17 protein-coding genes and 1 pseudogene are annotated in these 18,080 nt (G+C 72.8%); 9 read left to right on the top strand and 9 right to left on the bottom strand.

Annotation, left to right across the window (positions count from 1 at the left end; translation table 11 throughout):
* Positions 1-19: 19 nt before the first annotated feature.
* Genes ACFXOZ_RS01300 through ACFXOZ_RS01290 form a run of 3 tightly spaced genes read left to right on the top strand, consistent with a single transcriptional unit; the run spans position 20 to position 4,287 of the window.
* Entirely contained in the window at positions 20-784 is a 765-nt protein-coding gene (locus ACFXOZ_RS01300; RefSeq protein WP_380586344.1) for a hypothetical protein, read from the top strand.
* A 1-nt stretch (position 785) separates the two neighbouring features.
* Entirely contained in the window at positions 786-1,622 is an 837-nt protein-coding gene (locus tag ACFXOZ_RS01295) for a hypothetical protein (RefSeq protein WP_380586341.1), read from the top strand.
* A gap of 34 nt (positions 1,623-1,656) precedes the next feature.
* Complete coding sequence (locus ACFXOZ_RS01290) at positions 1,657-4,287, top strand: CHAT domain-containing protein (RefSeq protein WP_380586338.1); 2,631 nt, start codon at positions 1,657-1,659, stop codon at positions 4,285-4,287.
* Between the two features lie 36 nt (positions 4,288-4,323).
* Here ACFXOZ_RS01290 and ACFXOZ_RS01285 read toward each other — a convergent pair whose 3' ends face one another.
* Positions 4,324-5,574 (bottom strand): serine hydrolase domain-containing protein, encoded by a 1,251-nt coding sequence (locus tag ACFXOZ_RS01285; protein ID WP_380586335.1) that lies wholly within the window; start codon positions 5,572-5,574, stop codon positions 4,324-4,326.
* Between the two features lie 173 nt (positions 5,575-5,747).
* Positions 5,748-6,227, bottom strand: coding sequence for a carboxymuconolactone decarboxylase family protein (locus tag ACFXOZ_RS01280; protein WP_380586521.1), 480 nt, complete (start codon positions 6,225-6,227; stop codon positions 5,748-5,750).
* Between the two features lie 158 nt (positions 6,228-6,385).
* Here ACFXOZ_RS01280 and ACFXOZ_RS01275 point away from each other — a divergent pair, with 158 nt between their 5' ends.
* The gene (locus ACFXOZ_RS01275) at positions 6,386-7,357 is read left to right on the top strand and encodes a pirin family protein (protein ID WP_380586332.1); all 972 of its coding nucleotides are present in this window, start codon (positions 6,386-6,388) and stop codon (positions 7,355-7,357) included.
* 465 nt (positions 7,358-7,822) lie between these two features.
* A complete protein-coding gene (locus tag ACFXOZ_RS01270) occupies positions 7,823-8,839 on the top strand; it encodes a tyrosine-type recombinase/integrase (RefSeq protein ID WP_380586329.1) in 1,017 nt (338 codons plus the stop codon).
* A gap of 214 nt (positions 8,840-9,053) precedes the next feature.
* On the opposite strand, the gene ACFXOZ_RS01265 is transcribed toward ACFXOZ_RS01270, so the two are convergent.
* Genes ACFXOZ_RS01265 through ACFXOZ_RS01255 form a run of 3 tightly spaced genes read right to left on the bottom strand, consistent with a single transcriptional unit; the run spans position 9,054 to position 11,734 of the window.
* Positions 9,054-10,310, bottom strand: coding sequence for a multidrug effflux MFS transporter (locus tag ACFXOZ_RS01265; RefSeq protein ID WP_380586327.1), 1,257 nt, complete (start codon positions 10,308-10,310; stop codon positions 9,054-9,056).
* A gap of 3 nt (positions 10,311-10,313) precedes the next feature.
* Positions 10,314-10,958 carry an NAD(P)-dependent oxidoreductase gene (locus tag ACFXOZ_RS01260; RefSeq protein WP_380586324.1) on the bottom strand — a complete coding sequence of 215 codons (645 nt, stop codon included), beginning with the start codon at positions 10,956-10,958 and terminating at the stop codon, positions 10,314-10,316.
* A 23-nt stretch (positions 10,959-10,981) separates the two neighbouring features.
* Positions 10,982-11,734 (bottom strand): MBL fold metallo-hydrolase, encoded by a 753-nt coding sequence (locus tag ACFXOZ_RS01255; RefSeq protein ID WP_380586321.1) that lies wholly within the window; start codon positions 11,732-11,734, stop codon positions 10,982-10,984.
* Between the two features lie 81 nt (positions 11,735-11,815).
* Between ACFXOZ_RS01255 and ACFXOZ_RS01250 the strand changes: the two genes are divergently transcribed.
* Positions 11,816-12,445 (top strand): winged helix-turn-helix transcriptional regulator, encoded by a 630-nt coding sequence (locus tag ACFXOZ_RS01250; RefSeq protein ID WP_380524508.1) that lies wholly within the window; start codon positions 11,816-11,818, stop codon positions 12,443-12,445.
* A gap of 60 nt (positions 12,446-12,505) precedes the next feature.
* Here ACFXOZ_RS01250 and ACFXOZ_RS01245 read toward each other — a convergent pair.
* Positions 12,506-12,697 (bottom strand): annotated as a pseudogene (locus ACFXOZ_RS01245) (recombinase family protein); the annotation flags it as partial.
* A gap of 124 nt (positions 12,698-12,821) precedes the next feature.
* Here ACFXOZ_RS01245 and ACFXOZ_RS01240 point away from each other — a divergent pair.
* Together ACFXOZ_RS01240 and ACFXOZ_RS01235 are read left to right on the top strand one after the other, a co-directional pair.
* Complete coding sequence (locus tag ACFXOZ_RS01240) at positions 12,822-13,502, top strand: zinc-binding dehydrogenase (protein ID WP_380586319.1); 681 nt, start codon at positions 12,822-12,824, stop codon at positions 13,500-13,502.
* A gap of 144 nt (positions 13,503-13,646) precedes the next feature.
* Positions 13,647-14,837 (top strand): Ig-like domain repeat protein, encoded by a 1,191-nt coding sequence (locus ACFXOZ_RS01235; protein ID WP_380586316.1) that lies wholly within the window; start codon positions 13,647-13,649, stop codon positions 14,835-14,837.
* A 304-nt stretch (positions 14,838-15,141) separates the two neighbouring features.
* Here ACFXOZ_RS01235 and ACFXOZ_RS01230 read toward each other — a convergent pair whose 3' ends face one another.
* Together ACFXOZ_RS01230 and ACFXOZ_RS01225 are read right to left on the bottom strand one after the other, a co-directional pair.
* Complete coding sequence (locus ACFXOZ_RS01230; protein WP_380524504.1) at positions 15,142-15,300, bottom strand: hypothetical protein; 159 nt, start codon at positions 15,298-15,300, stop codon at positions 15,142-15,144.
* Between the two features lie 215 nt (positions 15,301-15,515).
* Positions 15,516-16,373 (bottom strand): alpha/beta fold hydrolase, encoded by an 858-nt coding sequence (locus ACFXOZ_RS01225; RefSeq protein ID WP_380524503.1) that lies wholly within the window; start codon positions 16,371-16,373, stop codon positions 15,516-15,518.
* Positions 16,374-16,473: 100 nt separating this feature from the next.
* Here ACFXOZ_RS01225 and ACFXOZ_RS01220 point away from each other — a divergent pair, with 100 nt between their 5' ends.
* Positions 16,474-16,884, top strand: a complete 411-nt coding sequence (locus ACFXOZ_RS01220; protein WP_380524502.1) for a winged helix-turn-helix transcriptional regulator — start codon at positions 16,474-16,476, stop codon at positions 16,882-16,884.
* A 79-nt stretch (positions 16,885-16,963) separates the two neighbouring features.
* On the opposite strand, the gene ACFXOZ_RS01215 is transcribed toward ACFXOZ_RS01220, so the two are convergent.
* Positions 16,964-17,980 carry a ricin-type beta-trefoil lectin domain protein gene (locus ACFXOZ_RS01215; protein WP_380524501.1) on the bottom strand — a complete coding sequence of 339 codons (1,017 nt, stop codon included), beginning with the start codon at positions 17,978-17,980 and terminating at the stop codon, positions 16,964-16,966.
* Between the last annotated feature and the right edge of the window lie 100 nt (positions 17,981-18,080).

The following is an 18,080-nucleotide window of genomic DNA, read 5'->3' as shown; positions in this document are numbered from 1 at the left end:
GCGTCCAGGGGGAGGGTGCGTGCCCGCGATCCACGAGCAGTACTCGGAGGAACTCCGCGCGGAGTTCGACTACCTGTCCAGCTGGCTCCCCAACACCCATCTCGAACTCGGCGACGTCGGCCGCCTGCACCGGGACCGGTTCGAGCGCCTGACCTCGCTCGCCGACCTGGGCATCGGGTTCGCGGTGCGGGAGCGCGAGCGGGGCGTGGACCTGGACTACAGCTCGGCCGCCGAGGTCGCCGTCTCGACGGACGTCGACGGCGGACCGCTCGCCCGCGTCGCGGTGTCGTTCAGCCGCCGGCACGGCATCGTCTTCCAGGCGCGGTCGTGCCGGATCAGCGAGATCGCCGACCGCGAGGCGCTCGGCCGACGCGTGCTCGACCTGGCGGCGGCCGGGCGGTGGCCGGCCGCCCAGGTCGTGGTGACCGAGGTGGTGGCCACCGGCCCCGCCGTGATCCTCGTCTCCCAGCAGCAGGGCGCCAGCGTCGACCTCGCCGCCTCCGCGGAGGCGCTCTCGGGGACGATCCCGCTCGCCTCCGCGTCCGCCGGGCTGAGCATCGTCGGGTCCAAGGGCGTCGGCGTGAAGGTGATCGCCCCGGACGGCCTCACGCCGCTGTTCCGCGTCTCCGGCGTACGCCCCCGGCTGTTCGGCCGCAAGGAGTTCGGCGGCCGAGGCCCGGCGGGGAGCACCGTCGGCGGGCCGGCGGAGGGCAGGACGGCAGAGAGCAGGACGGCCGAGAGCCATGTGTTCGCGGAACTCACCTACGAGGACGTCGGAGCATGAGATGACCGGACACCTCTGGTACGAGCTCGAAGCAGCCGTCGACGCCGGGGACTCCGCGCTGCTGGACCGGCTCTGCCGGCTCCACGGGGACCGGCTGCGCGCCGACTTCCCCGCCCGGTTCACCGTACCGGCAGAACTCCGCCACGACCCGGCCGCGGTGCAGCGGTACGGCCGGGCCTCGTTCGCGGTCGCCGAGCGCCTGGGCGTCCCGCTGCCCGGCGTCGCCGTGTCGCAGACCCTCGACCGGGCCCTCGCCCGGTGCGGGGAACTCTCCCGGCAGGGCGGGCACGAGCAGGCACTCGCCCTGCTGACCGGGCTCCTCGCCAGCGGGGAGGCCCTGTCCCGGCCGCCCGAGGTGGGACAGGCCACCTGCTACGAGTGGATGGGCGGACTGGCCCGCCACCTGTCCCGGCACCAGGAGGCCTGGCAGTACACCAGCACGGCCCAGGAGTTGTGCCACCGGATGCAGGACGCCGAGGGCTGCCTGCGCCACCTGGCCACGATGCACGGCATCGCCGAGGAGACGGGCGCGCACCCCGACGCGCTCGCCGTCGCCGGCATGGCCGTGCACCACGTCCAGGAGCACGGACCGGTCGCCCTGCTGCCGCCTTGGCTCGCCGCCTACACCGAATCCCTGCGCCGCGCGGAGGGCCCCGGCCAGGTGGGAGAGGCCGCGAAGGCCACGGAACGCTACGCCCGGGAGATCCTCGGCTCGAATCCGGCCGAGCTCTCCAGGACGCTCAACCAGATCGCCGTCACCCTGCACAAGGCGGGGTACGACGCGGCGGCGAGGGCCCTGCTGGAGGAAGCGGTCGAGCTCCGGCGCCTAGGGGCCTGAGCGGTGCGGTCGAGAGGCACGGTGTGACCCGCGGATGCCGGACATCGACCTGGGGATCACCCTCGCCAACCTGGGCAAGCTGTTGGCCCTCGACGGCGATCCGCGCGCCGAGGCCGTCCTGACCGAAGCCGTCGAACTCCTCACCGCGGCCGGCCCCGAGGCCGCCGCACACCTCGCCGAGGCGCGCGGCAACCTCGCCGCCTACCACCAGCTCCACGGCGACCCCGCCGTCGCCCGGTCGATCTACCGGGAACTGCGGGATGCGGCGGCAGGCATGGCGCCCTCCGCCGCCGTGTTGCGCAACTTCGCGGCCCTGGAACAGGAGGAGGGGCGGTCCCCGAGCCGCCGGATGCTCCTCGAACTCGCGCACGACGCCCGGCCGCAGGCCGGTGGAGAACCGGACGACCCCGATGCCACCTTCCGCACGCTGATCGAACAGGCCTCCGAGGAGGACCGCCTGGGCAACCTCGCCCGGGCTCTCGAACTGGCTCTCCGGGCCGCCGATGTGGCCCGGGCCCGCCCCCGCCGGTCCCCGCTCAGGACGGCGGTGGCCCTGGTCGCCACCGCACGGTACGGCCTGGACGTCCCGGACGAGCACCTGGACGCGGCACTCACGGCGGCCGCCGACGACCCGGAGACCACACCGGAACTGCTGCGTTCGCTGCGGACCAGCATCGGGCAACGGTGCCGCCACCAAGGACGCCTCACCCGGGCGTTGGCGTACGCCCGGGCCGCCGCGGCGCACCTCGCCCCGGCGACGGCCACCGAGGAGCAGCTCAACACCTTCGACCTCCTCGCCCTGGTGCACCACGCCCTGGACGAGCGGGACCAGGCGGAACAGCTCTACCGCGCCGTGATCACCCGCCGGCGCGAACTGGCGGACCCCAACCGCGTGGCGATGACCGACTCACTGTTCAGCCTCGGGATGCTCTGCCTCGAAACCGGGCGGCTCGGCGAGGCCGCCGCCCTGGTGCGGGAGCAGCTCGACATCGAGGACGCCCACCTGCTCGAGGTCTTCGCCGCCTCCTCCGAGGTGCAGCGCCTGGCCTACGCACGGACCCTCCTCGGCAGACTGGACGCCTTCGTCGTCGTCCTGCTCGCCGCCACCGGCTTCGAGCCCGGCGCGGAGCTGCTGGAGCTCCTGGCGAACGCCGTCCTGCGGCGCAAGGCCGTCGTCGCGGAGGCCGTGGCCCGCGACCGCGCGATGCTGTCCAACGGCCCCGAGCCCGGGATCGCGGCCGTCGCCACCGAACTCCGCACCGTTCGGCACGAGTTGCGGCGCCTGGCGCTCGACGACGAGCCCCTCCGGCCGCACCCGGACCGGCACGTCCACGACCTCCGGGCCCGGCAGGGCCGGCTGGAGATGCTCCTCGCCGACCGGCTCTCCCACCCCGGCCCCGGCACCGGCCCCAACCCCGACACCGACACCGACCTCGGCGGTACCCCGGCGGCCCTGCCGACCTGGCAGGCAGTGACCGCCGCCCTCCCGCCCGGTACCGCACTCGTCGAGTACTACCGCGCGGAGCTGGGCGACGAAGCCGCCGTACTGAGCCTGGTGTTCACCCCGGGCTCGCCGCCGCAGCTCTTCACCCACGGCACCGCTGACACCCTGGACCAGGGCGTCCGGCAGTGGCGTGAGTTCCTCCGACACCAGGACACCGGGGAACGGGCGCTGGGCCTGGAGCTCCACCGGGTGCTGATCCGGCGGATCGACGCCGCCCTGACCGGAGTCGACCGGCTGCTCATCTCGCCGGACGGGAGCCTCAACCTCCTTCCCTTCGCCGCCCTCCCCTCGCCCGACGGCAGCCGACTGCTCGACACGTTCGAGATCGGCTTCCTGACCACCGGCCGGGACCTGCTGCGCGGCCGGTACGGGCCCCGCCCGGCGCCGCCGGTCGTGTTCGCCGACATCGACTACGAGGCCGGCGGCACCGCCCTCGACGGAGGCCCGTTCGCACCACTGCCGGAGACCGGGGCCGAGGGGCGGTGGATCGCCGACCACATCAGCGCCGAGCTGTACACCGGCCCGGACGCCTCGACATCCCGACTGCGCACGGCCCGGAGTCCGCTGGTCCTCCACCTGGCGACGCACGGCTACGCCCTGGCCGAGCCCCTGCGCCCGACCGGCGCCCGACGGCCGGACCCTGGCCCCGCGCCCAGCCCGCCGGGCGCCCCGCCTCCCGACCCGGCACGCACCCCCGACCCGGCGCAAACCCCGGGCCCTGCCGTGGACCCGCTCCTCTGCACCGGCCTGGCCCTGGCGGGCGCGAACACCTTCCTCGCCGGACAGGAGCCGGCCGAGGGCCTGGGCCCCGGAGTCCTCACCGCCTCCGACGTCTACGACCTCGACCTGCTCGGCACCGAGTTGGTCGTGCTCTCCGCCTGTGTCACCGGCCTCGGCTCCTATCATCCGGGCGAGGGCGTGTTCGGCCTTCGCCGCACCTTCGAGATCGCCGGCGCCCGGTCCGTCCTGGTGAGCGTCTGGGACGTTCCCAGTGAGCCGACGGTGCAGCTGATGTGCGAGTTCTACCGCGCGCTGCGTCGCGGGGCCTCCAGGACCGCGGCGCTGCGCCGAGGCCAACAGGCCGTGCGGCGCCGCTTCCCGGAGCCCGTCGCATGGGCACCCTTCGCGCTCTTCGGCGACCCCGGGCCGCTTCCGTGGTGAGGGAGCGCAGCGGTCGACTCGGCAGCCGGGGCCGACTCAGCCGAGCTTCGGCCGGACCTCACCCCCGCCCTGGTGCTTGCCGCAGAAGGCCTCCTCCAGGAAGCCGCCCTGCGCGAGGAGCTGCTGCACCGCCTGCGCCTGGTCACCCCTGGACGTCACGGACATCGCGACCTGCCGATCCCCCTTGCTCCACAACTGGGAGGAGAACCCGGGCATCCCGCCGTCGTGCCCGTACACCGGCCCGCAGGACAGTTCCAGCCGGGCCAGCCCCAGACCGTACGACAGGGTCACGGGCACGTCGCCGGACTGCGCCGGGATGGTGGTCGTCATCTGCTGCATCAGCTCGGGCGACAGCAACCGCCCACCCAGCAAGGCACGGTGGAAGCGGTTCAGGTCGGACAGGGTGGATATCAGCTCGCCCGCGGAGTTCGCCCAGGTGACGCTCTCCACCGTGACGTCCCGGTCGCTGCGGTCCTCCGGGGCCGGGCCCTCGGCGAGCGTCCAGTAACCGTGGGCGTGCGGGCCCCGGATGTCGGTGGCCGTGCCGGGGAAGTACGTCGCAGTCATCCCGAGCGGCCGCAGGATGCGCGCGGTGATCTCCTGGGCATAGCTGCGGCCGGTCGCCCGTTCGATGATCATGCCGAGCAGGGTGTAGTTGACGTTGGAGTAGCTGAACCTGGCCCCCGGCGGGAAGTTGGGCGCGTGCGCCACCGAGGCGGCCACCACCTGGGCCGGGGTGATGCTGCGGGTCAGCCCGCCCTGGTCGAGCCAGTTCCGGATCTCGACCGGGTCCGTGGTGTGCGGGAACAGCCCGCCCGGCTCGTTGGTCGGATCCCACAGGCCGGAGCTGTGGTTGAGCAGCTGACGGACGGTGATCCGCCCGCCGTTCGGGACGAGCCCCGGCAGGTGGCGCTCGACCGGGTCGTCCAGGCCGAGCCGGCCTTCCCCCACCAGTTGCAGCACGGTGGTGGCGGTGAAGGTCTTGGTGATGCTCCCGGCGCGGAACCGGCCGTCCACCCGCACCGGGGCGCCGGTCGCGAGGTCGGCGACGCCCGTACCCGCGCGCCAGACCCCGTTCTCGTCGCGGACCTCGGCGATGGCCGCGGCCGCGCCCGCGTCGGTCACCGCCCTCAGCGCCGCCGTCCGCGCCGCGTTCGCCGTCCGCGCGGCATTCTCGGCCGCGACGGCCGCGGGCGGCTCGGCGGCGCCCGCCGAAACCACCGGCCCGGCCAGCACCAGGCAGACCGCCGCCGCCACCACCGTCAAGGAACCCGTACGACGTGCCATGCGACCCCCTCGTCCACGGCGGGCCCCGCCCGCCTCCGAGTCCACAGCCTCGCCGCTGACGTGATGATCCGTCATCCTCCACCGGGAGGAACCGGTCGTACTCCCACCAACGTAGACACTACGCCGAACGGAGGAGCCGACCGGCCCCTGCCGCGGACCGAAGGACCCGGGGGTCAGAGCCCCGGCATCGGCCGGACCGGGTGCTTGCTCATGATCGACACCCGGTTGAAGGAGTTGATCGTGATCGCCACCCAGATCGCCGCCGAGAGCTCCTCCTCGGTGAACACCTCCCGCGCCAGGCCGTACGCGGCCGCCTGGAGGGCCGCGTCCGCCGGGTTCGTGGTCGCCTCCGCCAACGCCAGCGCCGCGCGCTCCCGGGCGGTGAACAGCTCGGTGTCCCGCCAGGCCGGGAGCACGCCCAGGCGCTGGGCGGTCTCGCCCTCGCGCAGGGCGGCCCGGGTGTGCACGTGCAGGCAGTAGGCGCAGCCGTTGATCTGGGAGACCCGCAGGTTGACCAGTTCCACCAGCCGCCGGTCCAGCCCGGCCTCGGCCGCGACCTCCTTGGCCGCCTCGGCGGCGGCGAGCAGCGCCTTGTACGCCTTGGGGCTCTGCTTGTCGATGAACACCCGCCGCTCCGCCGGAACCACCGTCATGTCAGCACTCACCTGGACTCCTCGACTCCCACTGCGATCATTGGCCCGCTGCCGTTCGACACTCTGCCATGCCATAATAGTTGAATCTAGAACTATCCAGTAGTCGACGTCGCCCGGCGGCACCGCCGGTCGACACCGTCCAGGGAGGGACCACCGCCGTGAGCACCGCCGAGACCGAGCCGCACCCCGCCGCCAGGCCGCAGGACCAGCAGGACCCGTACGTCGAGGTGCTGTCCCCCCGGGACGTCCCGCTCGGCGGACCGCGCGCGATGACCGTCCGCCGCACCCTGCCGCACCGCTCCCGCCGGCTGATCGGCGCCTGGTGCTTCGTCGACCACTACGGACCGGACGACGTCGCCGACACCGGCGGCATGGACGTCGCCCCGCACCCCCACACCGGCCTGCAGACCGTCAGCTGGCTCTTCACCGGCGAGATCGAGCACCGGGACAGCCTCGGCGTCCACGCCTTCGTCCGCCCGGGCGAGCTCAACCTGATGACCTCCGGCCACGGCATCTGCCACTCCGAGGTCTCCACCCCCGCGACCACCGTGCTGCACGGCGTCCAGCTCTGGGTCGTGCTGCCCGACGAACACCGCGACACGGCACGGGACTTCCACCACCACGTCCCCGAACCCGTCACCCTGGACGGCGCCGAGGTCCGCGTCTTCCTCGGCACCCTGGCCGGGCGCACCGCCCCCGTCCCCACCTTCACCCCGCTGCTCGGCGCCGAACTCACCCTCGCCCCGCACGCCATCGTCACCCTGGCCGTCGACCCGGCCTTCGAGCACGGCGTCCTCGTCGACCACGGCGAGGTCCGCCTCGCCACCACCGCCCTCCACCCGGGCGACCTCGGCTACCTCGCCCCCGGCGCCACCACCCTGACCCTCACCAACACCGCCGACGCCCCGGCCCGCCTCGTCCTCATCGGCGGCGAGCCCTTCGAGGAGGAGATCGTCATGTGGTGGAACTTCATCGGGCGCTCTCACGAAGACATCACCCGAGCCCGCGAGGAGTGGATGAGCTCCGCGGAGCCTGCCCGCTTCGGCGCCGTCGAGGGCTACCCGGGCGACCGCCTGCCCGCCCCGGAGCTCCCGGGAACCCCCCTCAAGCCCCGGGGAAACGTGCGCTGACCTGGGTATTTGCCAATCGGTGGTGCGGCGGCCGGGTCCGCCGCACCACCGAGCCGGAGTCCCCTGCGCTCACCCCGAAGCATCCCGGCCGGCACTCACTTCCGCCCTTGACGCATGACACCGTTCGACCATCCGCGACAGGGCCTGACAGGACCAATGCTGACTCAATGCTGAGTTTACTGATGGTCCGTCAGGGCTGATCGGGGCGCTCACCGCGCCCGGGAAGTCATCGTCGGGTTCCACCGCGAGAAAGGGCGGAGCCCTGGTACGGCCCCCTCGGCGGCTGCCGAAGGACGGTCACCACCGGAGCGGCGCGGGCCGGCGAAGACAGCCACCACGCCGTCTGCTCCCACCGACGATCTTGCTTCAAGCCAGTTATTACGCTCGGGGCCTGTGGGGCCTTCCGAGTCCCCTATGCCGGCAAGCACCCGCCGACCCGCCCCACCCCGGCGCTAGGGTGACCTCATGGCGGACGCCCCGACGACAGCAGCACCCTGCGTCGAGGCGCTGGACACCCTCGTCGAGCGTGCCTGCGAACCGCCGACCGGCAGGTCTCGGGCGAAGCAACTGCGCTGGGTCGCCGGCGAACTGCGCACCGCCCTGGAGCGCGGAGCGATCGCGCCCATGGCCACCGGCTCACTCGCCCTGCTCCTCGCGCCGGAAACCCTCGCCGACTACCTCACAGCCGCCGAGCATGGCCTGCTGCGACGCAAGCCCGCCGCACGACCGGGCCAAGCCTCACCCGCGTCCATGCGCGTCCGCGAGGACTGCCTCCGCATCCTCGGCGCCCTGGCCGGCATCACCGTCATACTCCCGGACCGCAACCCGCCGCGAGTAGAACTCCGGCCCGTGGTCCCCGCCCGCCCCCGCAGCATCCTCCTCGGCCACCTCGAACACTCCGCCCGCCCCGGCCATTCGGAGTCCCGCAGCCGGATCCTCGCGATCATCGGCACCGTGCTGGACACCGGCTGCCGCGCCGGCGAACTCTGCGCCCTGCGCACGGACGACGTCGACCTGCACCGCGGCACGATCCGCCTCACCCGCCTCCCCCAGCACCGCAACCCGCGCACCACGCCCGCCACCGAGACCGTCGCGCTGTCCAGCCCCACCCGGACCGCGATGCGCCACTGGCTCACCGTCCGCAGCCACCTCGTCGCACGCGACACCACCCAACCCCTCGGCCCGGGCAACGAGACCACCGACGCCCTGTGGGTGAGCATCGCCCCCAGCGGCCACCCCCGCCCCGGCCTGCCCCTGCACTTCCGCGGCCTGGCCCGCGCCTACGCCCGCGCGATCCACGACCTCAACACCGAGATGGCCGCGGAACCCGGCTGGCACCCGCTGCCCCAACGCATGGAACAGCTGCGCCGCGCCATCGAAGTCGAACCGGCCGGCCCCGAGGGACTGACCCGCACCGCCTCCCCGGCCGACCCTGCGACCTGCACCGAGGGCGACGTCTGCCGCATCATCACCGCCGGCTGAGCCCACCGCGCCGACCGTGACGGAACATCGGATCGATCCGGCGTGGACGGGCCTGGCAGGCCAGCTGGAGGAGGTGGTGCTCCGGGTGAGGGCCTGGGCCGCTCGCGCGGCGGCTTCACCGCCAAGGTCCACCTGAGCGCGGATGGCCGTTGCCGCCCGCTGTCGCTGCTGGTCACACCCGGACAGCGGGCGGACTGCACCCAGTTCGAGCCGGTCATGGAGAAGATCCGCGTGGGTGCCGGCGCGGTCGCCGGTGCCCGGCAGGTCCTTGGCGAGCCGGCCTGGGAGTGCGCTCACCGGGCATCGACCGGGTGAGGACGCCGAGTGTGAGCAGAGCGAGCGCCGGCAGCACGGCGACGATGATTCCCATCGGCAAGGCGTCGGTGGCGCCACCCGCGCCGGCCAGCGGAGCAAGTGCCCCGCCGAACATGAACTGGCTGAAGCCGAGCAGAGCGGCGGCCGACCCGGCGTGTCCGCCGTGGTCGGCCAGGGCCTGGGCCGCGGCGTTCGGCATGACCAGGCCCACGCTGGAGACCAGGACGAACAGGCCGATCAGGAGCACGGGCAGGGGTGCCCGTGTCAGCACCGCGCCCAGGACCGTGGTGCCACCGGCTGTCGCGCCCAGCAGACCGGCGAGCAGCAGCACGCGGGCGCCGGCCCGGGCCACCAGCCGGCCGCTGATCCGGGCGGCCGCAATGAGTCCGGCGGCGTTGACGGCGAACACGGCGCTGTACTGCTGCGGTGACAGGCCGTGGATTTCCTGCAGGACGAACGGCGAGCCGGAGATGTAGGCGAACATCGCCGCGAAGACCAGGCCGTTGGCCAGGACGTACCCGGTGAAGACCCGGTCGCTGAGCAGTTGCCCGACGACAGCCGGCAGCGGCTGGCGTGACGCGGAGGGGCGGGTCTGCGGCAGTCCTGCGGCGGAGGCCGCCAGCATCACGGCGCCGAGTACGGCCAGGGCCACGAAGATTCCGGGCCAGGCCGTGACGCGCAGTAGCTGGCCGCCGAGGACCGGCGCGAACACGGGCGCCAGGCCGGTGATCAAGGTCAGTGCGGAGAAGAGACGTGCGGTGCGGGTTCCGGAGGTGCGGTCGCGGACCATGGCGTTGGCGATGACGATGCCGAACCCCCCGCCGATGCCCTGGACCAGGCGCAGGCCGACGAAGGTCGGGACGTCGGGTGCCACCGCGCAGAACGCGCTGGCGATCGTGTAGAGGGCGAGGCCCGCCAGCAACGGACGCCGCCGGCCGTAGGTGTCGCTCAGCGGCCCGGCGATCAGCTGCCCGATGGCCAGCCCGGCCAGACAGGCGGTGATGGTGAGCTGGGTGGCCGCGGCGCCGGCGCGCAGGTCGCCGGCGAGTTCCGGCAGTCCGGGCAGGTAGCCGTCGATGGACAGTGGTCCCAGGGCCGCGAGCGCTGCGAGCAGGACGATGAATCGGGTGTGCGGGCCGGCGGCGTCGTTGCTCATGGCTCAGTACGCCACGGTGATGCGGCGGCGGATCGCGGTGCCGCTCTCGATCGTGTCGGCCAAGGCGATCGCGTAGTCGGCGTACGAGATGCGGCTGTTGCCGTCGTCGTCGGTGAGCAGGGTGTCCCCGGCGCTGCGGTAGGCCCCGGTCCGCTCGCCCGCTGCGATGACCGCGGCGGGCGACACGTACGTCCAGTCGAGGTCGTGCACGCCGCGGTAGAGGTCGAGCGCTTCGGACTGGGCCTCGGCGTTGGCCTTCCACAGCGCGGGGAAGTCCGGGTCGTCCATGACCCGGGCGCCGGTCGGCGTGCGCAGGCTACCGGCACCACCGATGGTGACCAGGCGGGTGACGCCGGCTCGGCGAAGTCCGTCGATCAGCGCACGGGCGGCTCCGACGATCGTGGCGCGGTCGTTCTCCTGGCCGATCCGGGGGCCGACGGCCGACAGTACGGCGTCGTGGGAGGCGGCGAGGCCGGCGACCGCGGCGGCGTCCGTGACGTCACCGGTGGTCACGGTCAGGGCCTCGTGCTCGAGTCCGTCGACGTGGCCGGCTCGAGTGACCGCGGTGACGGTGTGGCCGCGACGCAGGAGTTCCTCGGTGGTGGGCCGGCCGATGTTGCCGCTGGCACCGAACAGGACGATCTTCATGTGTTGCTCCTTGTTTCCGATGGTCACAGGACGGGCCGGCCGTCGGCGATGACGGCCGCGGTGATGCCGCGCTCGGCGGCGGCGTGCCGGAAGCGCTGCTCGATGTCGGGTTGTTCGGTGTAGAACGGCGGGTTGTGGAACAGGCCGTAGTGCATGGCGCAGACGGTGCCGGCGCCGAGCGCGACGGCGGCCTCGACGCCCTGCTCGGGGGTCATGGTCGCCGGGACGTTGGCCGCGTAGCCCTCGAAGTGGGCGATGACGCCGTTGACCGGGACGAACGCGACGTCGAACGGGCCGTGGTCGCGGGCGATCTGCCACCAGCTGCCGTGCCACTGGGTGTCACCGCAGTGGATGATCCGCCGACCGGCGCCTTCGACGACCCAGGCGACCTGGTCGCAGTCGTTGCCGCGCCAGTCCAGCGAGGTCACCGGGGTGACGGTCAGCTCTCCGATGCGGCGTGACCGGCCCAGGTCCTGGGCAACGGGGGTGATGCCCGCCTCTTGCAGCGCCGCCGCGCTCGGGGTGTGGCAGCCGATCGTGCCGGTGGCCGCGATCCGGGCGATCAGGTCGTGGTCGTAGTGGTCGGGGTGCAGGTGGGTGATGAGGGCGTGGGTGCCGGGCGGGGTGTCGACCGGGTCGACCGGCCGGTGCGGCGGCCCCATCACCGGCGCCAGCGGAGCGACGTTCTCGAGCGGGTCGATCAGCAGGCGGGTGTCGCCGAGACGGACCTCGACGCCGGCCCAGGCCAGCCGACGCACGGAAAGAGTGGTGGTCATGGGCAGCGACGCTAGACCTCCGTTGTTGAGAAAGTCAACAAGAGAGTTCTGAATCTCAACGCCACAAGGTAGGGTGGTGGCATGCGCACCTACGGGCAGTACTGCGGCATCGCGAAAGCACTGGACACCATCGGCGACCGGTGGACCCTGCTGATCGTCCGTGAACTGCTCGCCCTGGGTCCGTGCCGGCACACCGACCTGCGCAACGGCCTGCCCGGGATCGCCAGTAATCTGCTGGTCGACCGGCTCCGCGAACTGGAGGAAGCCGGCCTGATCCACCGCAAGGCCGCCCCGCCGCCGGTGGCCACCACCCTGTTCTCCCTCACCGAGCGTGGCCGCGCGCTGGAGCCGGTGCTGCAGGAACTGAGCCGGTGGGGCGTGCCGCTGCTGCGTGAGCCGGGCGGCAGCGACACCTTCCGCACCCACTGGCTGGACATGCCCGCCCGGGCACTGACCGACCATCGCCCCGACCAGCCGGCAATCGCCCTGCAACTGCACGCCGACGGCAACGAAGACCTGGTCATCGAAGTCAAGGACGGCTCGGTGCACACCCACGCCGGCCGCGTCGACCACCCCACCGCGTCCCTGACCGGACCGCCGCACCTGCTGGCCGCGACCCTGCTCGGCGACCTCGACCTGAGCACCGCACTACAGCAAGGCCTGCGGCTCAGCGGCGAACGCGAGGCAGTACTGCGCATCCTGCCCCGCTGATCCGGGTGTGAGTAGTTGCCGTACAGAAGTGCCGCTGAGATTGATCTTGCTCGTGCTGGGCTACTTCGCGGGGGCTTCGAGCTGGCGGGGGCCGGCGCCCGCGCGCAGTTCACGTCCGCCGACGCGGCCCCGGGCGCGGGCTGCGGCCAGGCCCTCGTTGGTGCCGATGACGATGAGTTCGCGGATGAACTCCGCGAAGGCGGCGAAGGCGTGGAAGACGAGCCGACCGCCGGGGGTGGTGGTGTCCAGGTTCGTACGGGCGCGACCGACCGCTGACCGCCTCGGTCGTCCGGGCGGCGTGTCGAGCATGTTCTGCACCCGCTTGCGGCAGAAGACGGCGAGGAGCAGGGCCAGGGTGTAGACGGCGAGGGTGTGGATGCGGTCGCGGACGTCCATGACGTCGATGACCTCCTGCATCATCGCTTCGCCCCGGGCGAGGCGGCGGGCGGCGGTGGTGACCGCGAACTCGTGCTCAGCGAGGACGGCCGACGACACCGTCCTGATTCCGGCTGCCGCCGGGGGTGTCGGCTCGCTCGCCGTCCAACTCGCCAAGCACGTGGACGCGACGGTCGTCGCCATGGCCTCCAGCGAGGAGAAGCGCAGCACCGCCCGCCAGTTGGGCGCGGACGCCGTCGTCGACTCCCTGACCCGGAACGTTCGGGACGAACCCTCCTTCACCGAGCAGCACCCGCACACCGGCGTCACGCAGGGTGGCGACGCTCCGCGGGAACTGCGGGTGCCCGGTGAGCGCCGTGTTCGTGCACGGCATCACCGTCAGCGGGATGCCCTTGCCGGTCGCCTCGGCCGCGTAGCCGATGACCCAGGAGGTCGTGATGCCGAGCGCGAGGCTGTTGATGCTGTTCATCGTTCCGGGAGCGAACAGAACGGCGTCGGCGGCCGGCCCCGCCCAGGAAGCGCCGTCGCCGGCGCCCTCCGCCTGCGCCCGCACCCGTTGGACTCGGGTACTGCCGAACGCCCGGCCAGGGGCCGCCGGTGTGAACCGGCGGTGTGTCAGCCCGGTGGGCGACCGCGACCCCGCCCGTGTGATCGACAGTGACGGAAGGCGATCCCTCGCCGAGAGACCCTCTTCCGTCTTCTGGAGTTGATCGTGATGTTCCCACTGTCGGAGGTCGCCGACCGGCCGAGCTCAACGCGCGGGCACCATGCCGGTTCGCCCGGGCGTCGGAGCCGGGTGGCGGCCATGGCGGCCGCCGTGTTCTGCGCCGCGGCCGTCGCCCCGCTGGCGCTGCCCGCGCCCGCCCACGCACAGGGCACCTGCACGGTGTCCGGCCCCACCACCACCTGTACGTTCGCCTCCACCGGCGCCGAGCAGACGTTCTCCGTGCCCGGCGGTGTCACGCAGGTCGACGTCACGGCGATCGGCGGGGCCGGCGGCGTGGAGGACAACGGCGTCGGCGGCGGCCGGGGCGCCCAGGTGTCCGGCACCCTCACCGGGCTCTCCGGGGGACAGACCCTCTACGTCGAAGTCGGCGCCACCGCCACCGGCGGCGCCCAGTGCGCCGGTAGCGCGCAGTGCACCGGCGGGTTCAACGGCGGTGGCAGCACCCACTTCGGCGGAGGCGGCGGCGGCGCCTCCGACGTCCGCACCCAGCCCGGCACCACGCCCCTCACCACCACCGACTCCCGCCTCATCGTGGCCGCGGGCGGCGGTGGAGCCGGCTGGGCCGGCCAGTGCACCGGAAGCGCAGGCGGAGACGCCGGCCAGCCGGGCACGAACGCGACCTGCAACGGAGGGAACGGCGGCGGGGCGGGGACGTCCACCCAGGGCGGGGCCGGCGGCACCGGCGGGGGCGGGTTCTTCGGTGGTGGGCCCGGCACCCTCGGTACCGGCGGCACCGGAGGCGGCCCGGGCGCCTCCCTGACCGGCGGTGCCGGCGGGGGCGGCTACTACGGCGGAGGCGGCGGCGGCAACATCAACCCCTTCATCAGTCCGAGCGGCGGCGGGGGTGGCGGCGGCGGAGGCTCGTCGCTCGTCCCCGCCGGCGGCACCGGCCCCACCGCCACCAGCGCCGCCCCGGGCATCACCATCAGCTACACCACCCCGGGCAAGCCCGTGAAGACGACCCTGACCGCGATGCCCTCCCGCACCCGGGTCGGCGCTCCGGTCGTGCTCAGTGACATCGTCTGCCCGGCCAGTACGAGCGCCACGACCAGGCCGACCGGCACGGTCACGTTCACCGACACCACCACCGGCACGACCCTCGGCACCGGACGCCTGTTCCTCTCCCTCGGCACCTGCGCGGCGGCCGGGACCGTCACCGCCTTCCACACCGCCGGCACCCACACCATCACCGCCGTCTACAGCGGGGACACCGTCTACCAGGGCAACAGCGCCAGCCCCGAGACCACCACGGTGACGGTGACAGCCTGAGAACGCCGCAGAAGCGCGGGCCCTGCCGTGGGGCGGGGCCCGCGCCACGCTATGGCGCCCAGGTGACAACGATCCGAACAGTCCCAGGCGCCGACCGAACCGGGCTTGAGTTCCGCCGACGCCCAGGCCACGCGCTGGTCCGGCCTCGGCTGCCCCGTCCACCGGGACAGCGACGGCCGACTCCGCGCCAGCGCCGGTTGGCTGCTGGACTTCGTCGGCTGCCGCCCCGGCCAGACGATCGCCGAAGGCGTGCGCTGCTCGGAACGCCGAACCCCCACAGTCACCGCTCACGGCAATGCGACAGCTACCAACCGCCCCGCACCGCGACGGCCCGCGGGCCGTCCGCGCCGTTGTAGAGCCACCAGGTCGTGCGCCCGTCCGGCAACGGCGCCGGCTCGCTGCCGTCCGCCAACACCGCCGCCGGGAAACCCTGATGGCGTCCGCTCTCGTCGAACCATGGCATGCCGTGTCCCTCGCGTCCCTGGAGTACAGCACCGGAGTTCTCAGCTCATCACGCACTGTCAAGACTTCGCGACAACCAGTGCGATCCGCAGCTCAAGGAGGCGCGCATCAGCCGCCGCACGCCGGATTGAGACTGCTCAGGCAGCTCGGTGAGCCGCTCGATCCGCTCGCGGGTCTTGAGGGTCCGCACGAGGGCACTCCGCGGCTCGGGTCCGGTCAGTTCGGCAGGTCGGCGGAGAGGAAGGGGTCGAGGAGCGCGTACAGGTCGTCGGGGCGGTCGAGGGGGATGATGTGGCCGCAGTCCCGGAGCAGGTGGCCGACCAAGTCGTGGGCGATGGGGCGGAGTTGGCGTTCGAGCCCGGTGCCGACGGGGTGCGAGCCGACGGCCATGGTGGGCATGGTCAGCCGAGCCGTCGCGACGGCGTCCCGGATCTGCTGCGCGCTGGTGGGCAGGGCCCGGTAGTAGGAGAACGCGCAGCGGAGGGCCTCGCTGCCGGTGTAGGCACGAACGAACGACGCACGGATGTCGTCGGGCACTCCTCGCCCGAGCGTCCCCGCGTCGAGGAACCAGTCGACGTACGGCGCCTCGTTCCCGGCCAGGACGGTTTCGGCGAGGCCGGGGACGGCGTGGAAGCCGAACCACCACGGGGCACCGCCCGTGACGGCGTGTTCGGCTCCGGGCAGGGTGCCGAGCAGTGCCTCCATCGCGACCAGGCGCCGGACGAGGTCGGGCCGGCGCAGCGCGAGCAGGACGGCGGGGGCGGTCCCCGCGTCGATGGCGACCACCGCCGCCGAGGGCTCGCCGAGTGCGTCGAGCAGCCCCTCGGCGTCGGCGGCCAGGGCGCCGGCGTCGTAACCCCCGACGGCGCGTTCGCTGGCGCCGAGGCCCCGCAGGTCCGGGGCGATGACCCGGTAGCGGCCGGCCAGTCGGTCCATGGTGCCGCTCCAGAGTCGCCAGGTGTGCGGGAAGCCGTGCAGCAGGAGGACCGCGGGCCCGTCCCCGGCGATCGCGACGTTGAGGTGGACGCCGTTCGTCGCGATGCGGTGCAGTCGGTGTGCGGTGGGGACGGGCATGACGGCTCCTCAGGACGGTTACCATTGGTTACCACGGAACGATAGGTAACCGTCGGACCGCTTCCTAGACGGCACTTTCAGGGAAGGTGGTGAGCCACGGGTGACCACCCGAGGAGCCCGGGCCGCCGGTCGCGGGGCACGCGGCGACCTGTTCGATCCGCTCTGCCCGACGCGGCAGTTGCTGGACCGCATCGGCACGAAGTGGACGTCCATGACCGTCAAGACGCTCGCCGACGCCGCACCGGACGAGGTGCGCTTCGCGGAGTTGAGACGCCGGATGCCCGGCGTCTCGCAGAAGATGCTGTCCGTGACACTGCGGAGCCTGACCCGCGACGGGCTGGTGTCGCGCCGGGTCGAACCGACCGTGCCGCCGCGGGTGTTCTACCGGCTCACCGGACTCGGGCTGTCCCTGGAGGCCGTGCTCGCGGGCCTGCGGACCTGGGCGGAGGAGCACATGGCCGAGATCGACCGCGCCAACGAAGCCGTCGACCCGGACGTCGACGAGGGGTAGTCGACGGGCGTGATCACACAGCGCGACGAGGGGGTGCGGTGGCCTGGGCCACCACACCCCCTCACCCGACCGGGCGCTGCTACGTTCCGGCGCAGTTGGTGAACGTGGGCCTGGTCCGTGCGCTGTAGATGCTCGCGCCGCCGTTGGTGTCGTACTTGAGGGGCACGGTGATGGTGTCGTCGGCGGTCCAGGGGAAGCCCTGGGCGTCGAACGTGAAGGTTCCGGTGGCCTTCGTGGCCAGCTCGGACAGCGTGACCCAGCCGTACTGGCGCGGGGGCACGCTCACGGTCAGCTTGCTGCCCAGCTCCTGCTTGAGGTCCAGCGTGGTCGATCCGTTGATCTCACCGGTGATCGTCAGCTCGACGTTGGCCAGGCCGATGTTGCCGCCGACTTTCAGGCTCCCGCCGAGCTTGAAGCCGATGGTGTTGGTCCACCCCGTGGTGGTGCTCAGCGAGAACTCCCACGGGATCGTGGTCGAGGTGTCGTTGAACCAGATCGGGGAGACGCAGGCCTCCGGCAGCGTGAACGGCGGTGTCTGGCTGGTCGTGGACCACGAGCAGGTCGCCGTGTCCTTGTTGCACCGGGCGGCCGCGTAGTCCACGGCCATGTTCCACGCCGTCTGGTAGACCGCGTCGGGCAGCGTCCACTGCTGGTACGGCGTGTTGTCGCAGCGGTAGGTGTACGCCCAGTTGTCGTAGGCGGGGGGTATCTGGACGGTCAGGCAGGAGTTGTCGCCGACCTGGCGGATCCTGAACGCCTTCTGCGCCGATCCGGCGATCGGCTGGAAGTACCACTGCTCGGACGCCCGCCCGTCGCAGGGCTGTTGCCGCAGCTGGTAGCGGGCGGTGGTCAGGTCCACGCACTTGCCGGTGGTGGTGTTGACGATGGCGAAGCCCGAGCCGAGGCTCGTGTTCGTGTTGATGCGCCACGTCGTGGCGGACCCCGGCGCCGGGTTGACGGAGACGGCCGCGTTGTCGTCGTAGCTGCCGTCCTGGATGTCCAGCAGCTTCCCGTTGCTGACGTTGGCGAAGGTCAGCTGGACCAGCGCCGTGACCGACGTGCCACTCTCCTCACGCGCGGCGGCGGGGGACGCCATGAGTCCCACTGCCGCGCACAGCACCGCCGCGACGACGGTGGCTTTCCTCCATAAGGTCCGTCTCTGCCTTGGTCGTTCGGTTGTCACCGGCGTGATCCTT

This window comes from Kitasatospora sp. NPDC059160, from assembly GCF_042755465.1.
Lineage (GTDB): Bacteria > Actinomycetota > Actinomycetes > Streptomycetales > Streptomycetaceae > Kitasatospora.
The sequence above is the reverse complement of the archived record's forward strand: the minus strand, read 5'-3'. Positions and strand labels throughout refer to the sequence as shown.

What these genes read in the sequence shown, in the direction of transcription:
- ACFXOZ_RS01295 (WP_380586341.1), top strand. Translation starts at nt 786, where the DNA reads ATGACCGGACACCTCTGGTACGAGCTCGAAGCAGCCGTCGACGCCGGG.
- ACFXOZ_RS01290 (WP_380586338.1), top strand. Translation starts at nt 1,657, where the DNA reads ATGCCGGACATCGACCTGGGGATCACCCTCGCCAACCTGGGCAAGCTG.
- ACFXOZ_RS01285 (WP_380586335.1), bottom strand. Translation starts at nt 5,574, where the DNA reads ATGGCACGTCGTACGGGTTCCTTGACGGTGGTGGCGGCGGCGGTCTGC.
- ACFXOZ_RS01280 (WP_380586521.1), bottom strand. Translation starts at nt 6,227, where the DNA reads ATGACGGTGGTTCCGGCGGAGCGGCGGGTGTTCATCGACAAGCAGAGC.
- ACFXOZ_RS01270 (WP_380586329.1), top strand. Translation starts at nt 7,823, where the DNA reads ATGGCGGACGCCCCGACGACAGCAGCACCCTGCGTCGAGGCGCTGGAC.
- ACFXOZ_RS01265 (WP_380586327.1), bottom strand. Translation starts at nt 10,310, where the DNA reads ATGAGCAACGACGCCGCCGGCCCGCACACCCGATTCATCGTCCTGCTC.
- ACFXOZ_RS01260 (WP_380586324.1), bottom strand. Translation starts at nt 10,958, where the DNA reads ATGAAGATCGTCCTGTTCGGTGCCAGCGGCAACATCGGCCGGCCCACC.
- ACFXOZ_RS01255 (WP_380586321.1), bottom strand. Translation starts at nt 11,734, where the DNA reads ATGACCACCACTCTTTCCGTGCGTCGGCTGGCCTGGGCCGGCGTCGAG.
- ACFXOZ_RS01250 (WP_380524508.1), top strand. Translation starts at nt 11,816, where the DNA reads ATGCGCACCTACGGGCAGTACTGCGGCATCGCGAAAGCACTGGACACC.
- ACFXOZ_RS01240 (WP_380586319.1), top strand. Translation starts at nt 12,822, where the DNA reads ATGCGGTCGCGGACGTCCATGACGTCGATGACCTCCTGCATCATCGCT.
- ACFXOZ_RS01235 (WP_380586316.1), top strand. Translation starts at nt 13,647, where the DNA reads ATGGCGGCCGCCGTGTTCTGCGCCGCGGCCGTCGCCCCGCTGGCGCTG.
- ACFXOZ_RS01230 (WP_380524504.1), bottom strand. Translation starts at nt 15,300, where the DNA reads ATGCCATGGTTCGACGAGAGCGGACGCCATCAGGGTTTCCCGGCGGCG.
- ACFXOZ_RS01225 (WP_380524503.1), bottom strand. Translation starts at nt 16,373, where the DNA reads ATGCCCGTCCCCACCGCACACCGACTGCACCGCATCGCGACGAACGGC.
- ACFXOZ_RS01215 (WP_380524501.1), bottom strand. Translation starts at nt 17,980, where the DNA reads ATGGCGTCCCCCGCCGCCGCGCGTGAGGAGAGTGGCACGTCGGTCACG.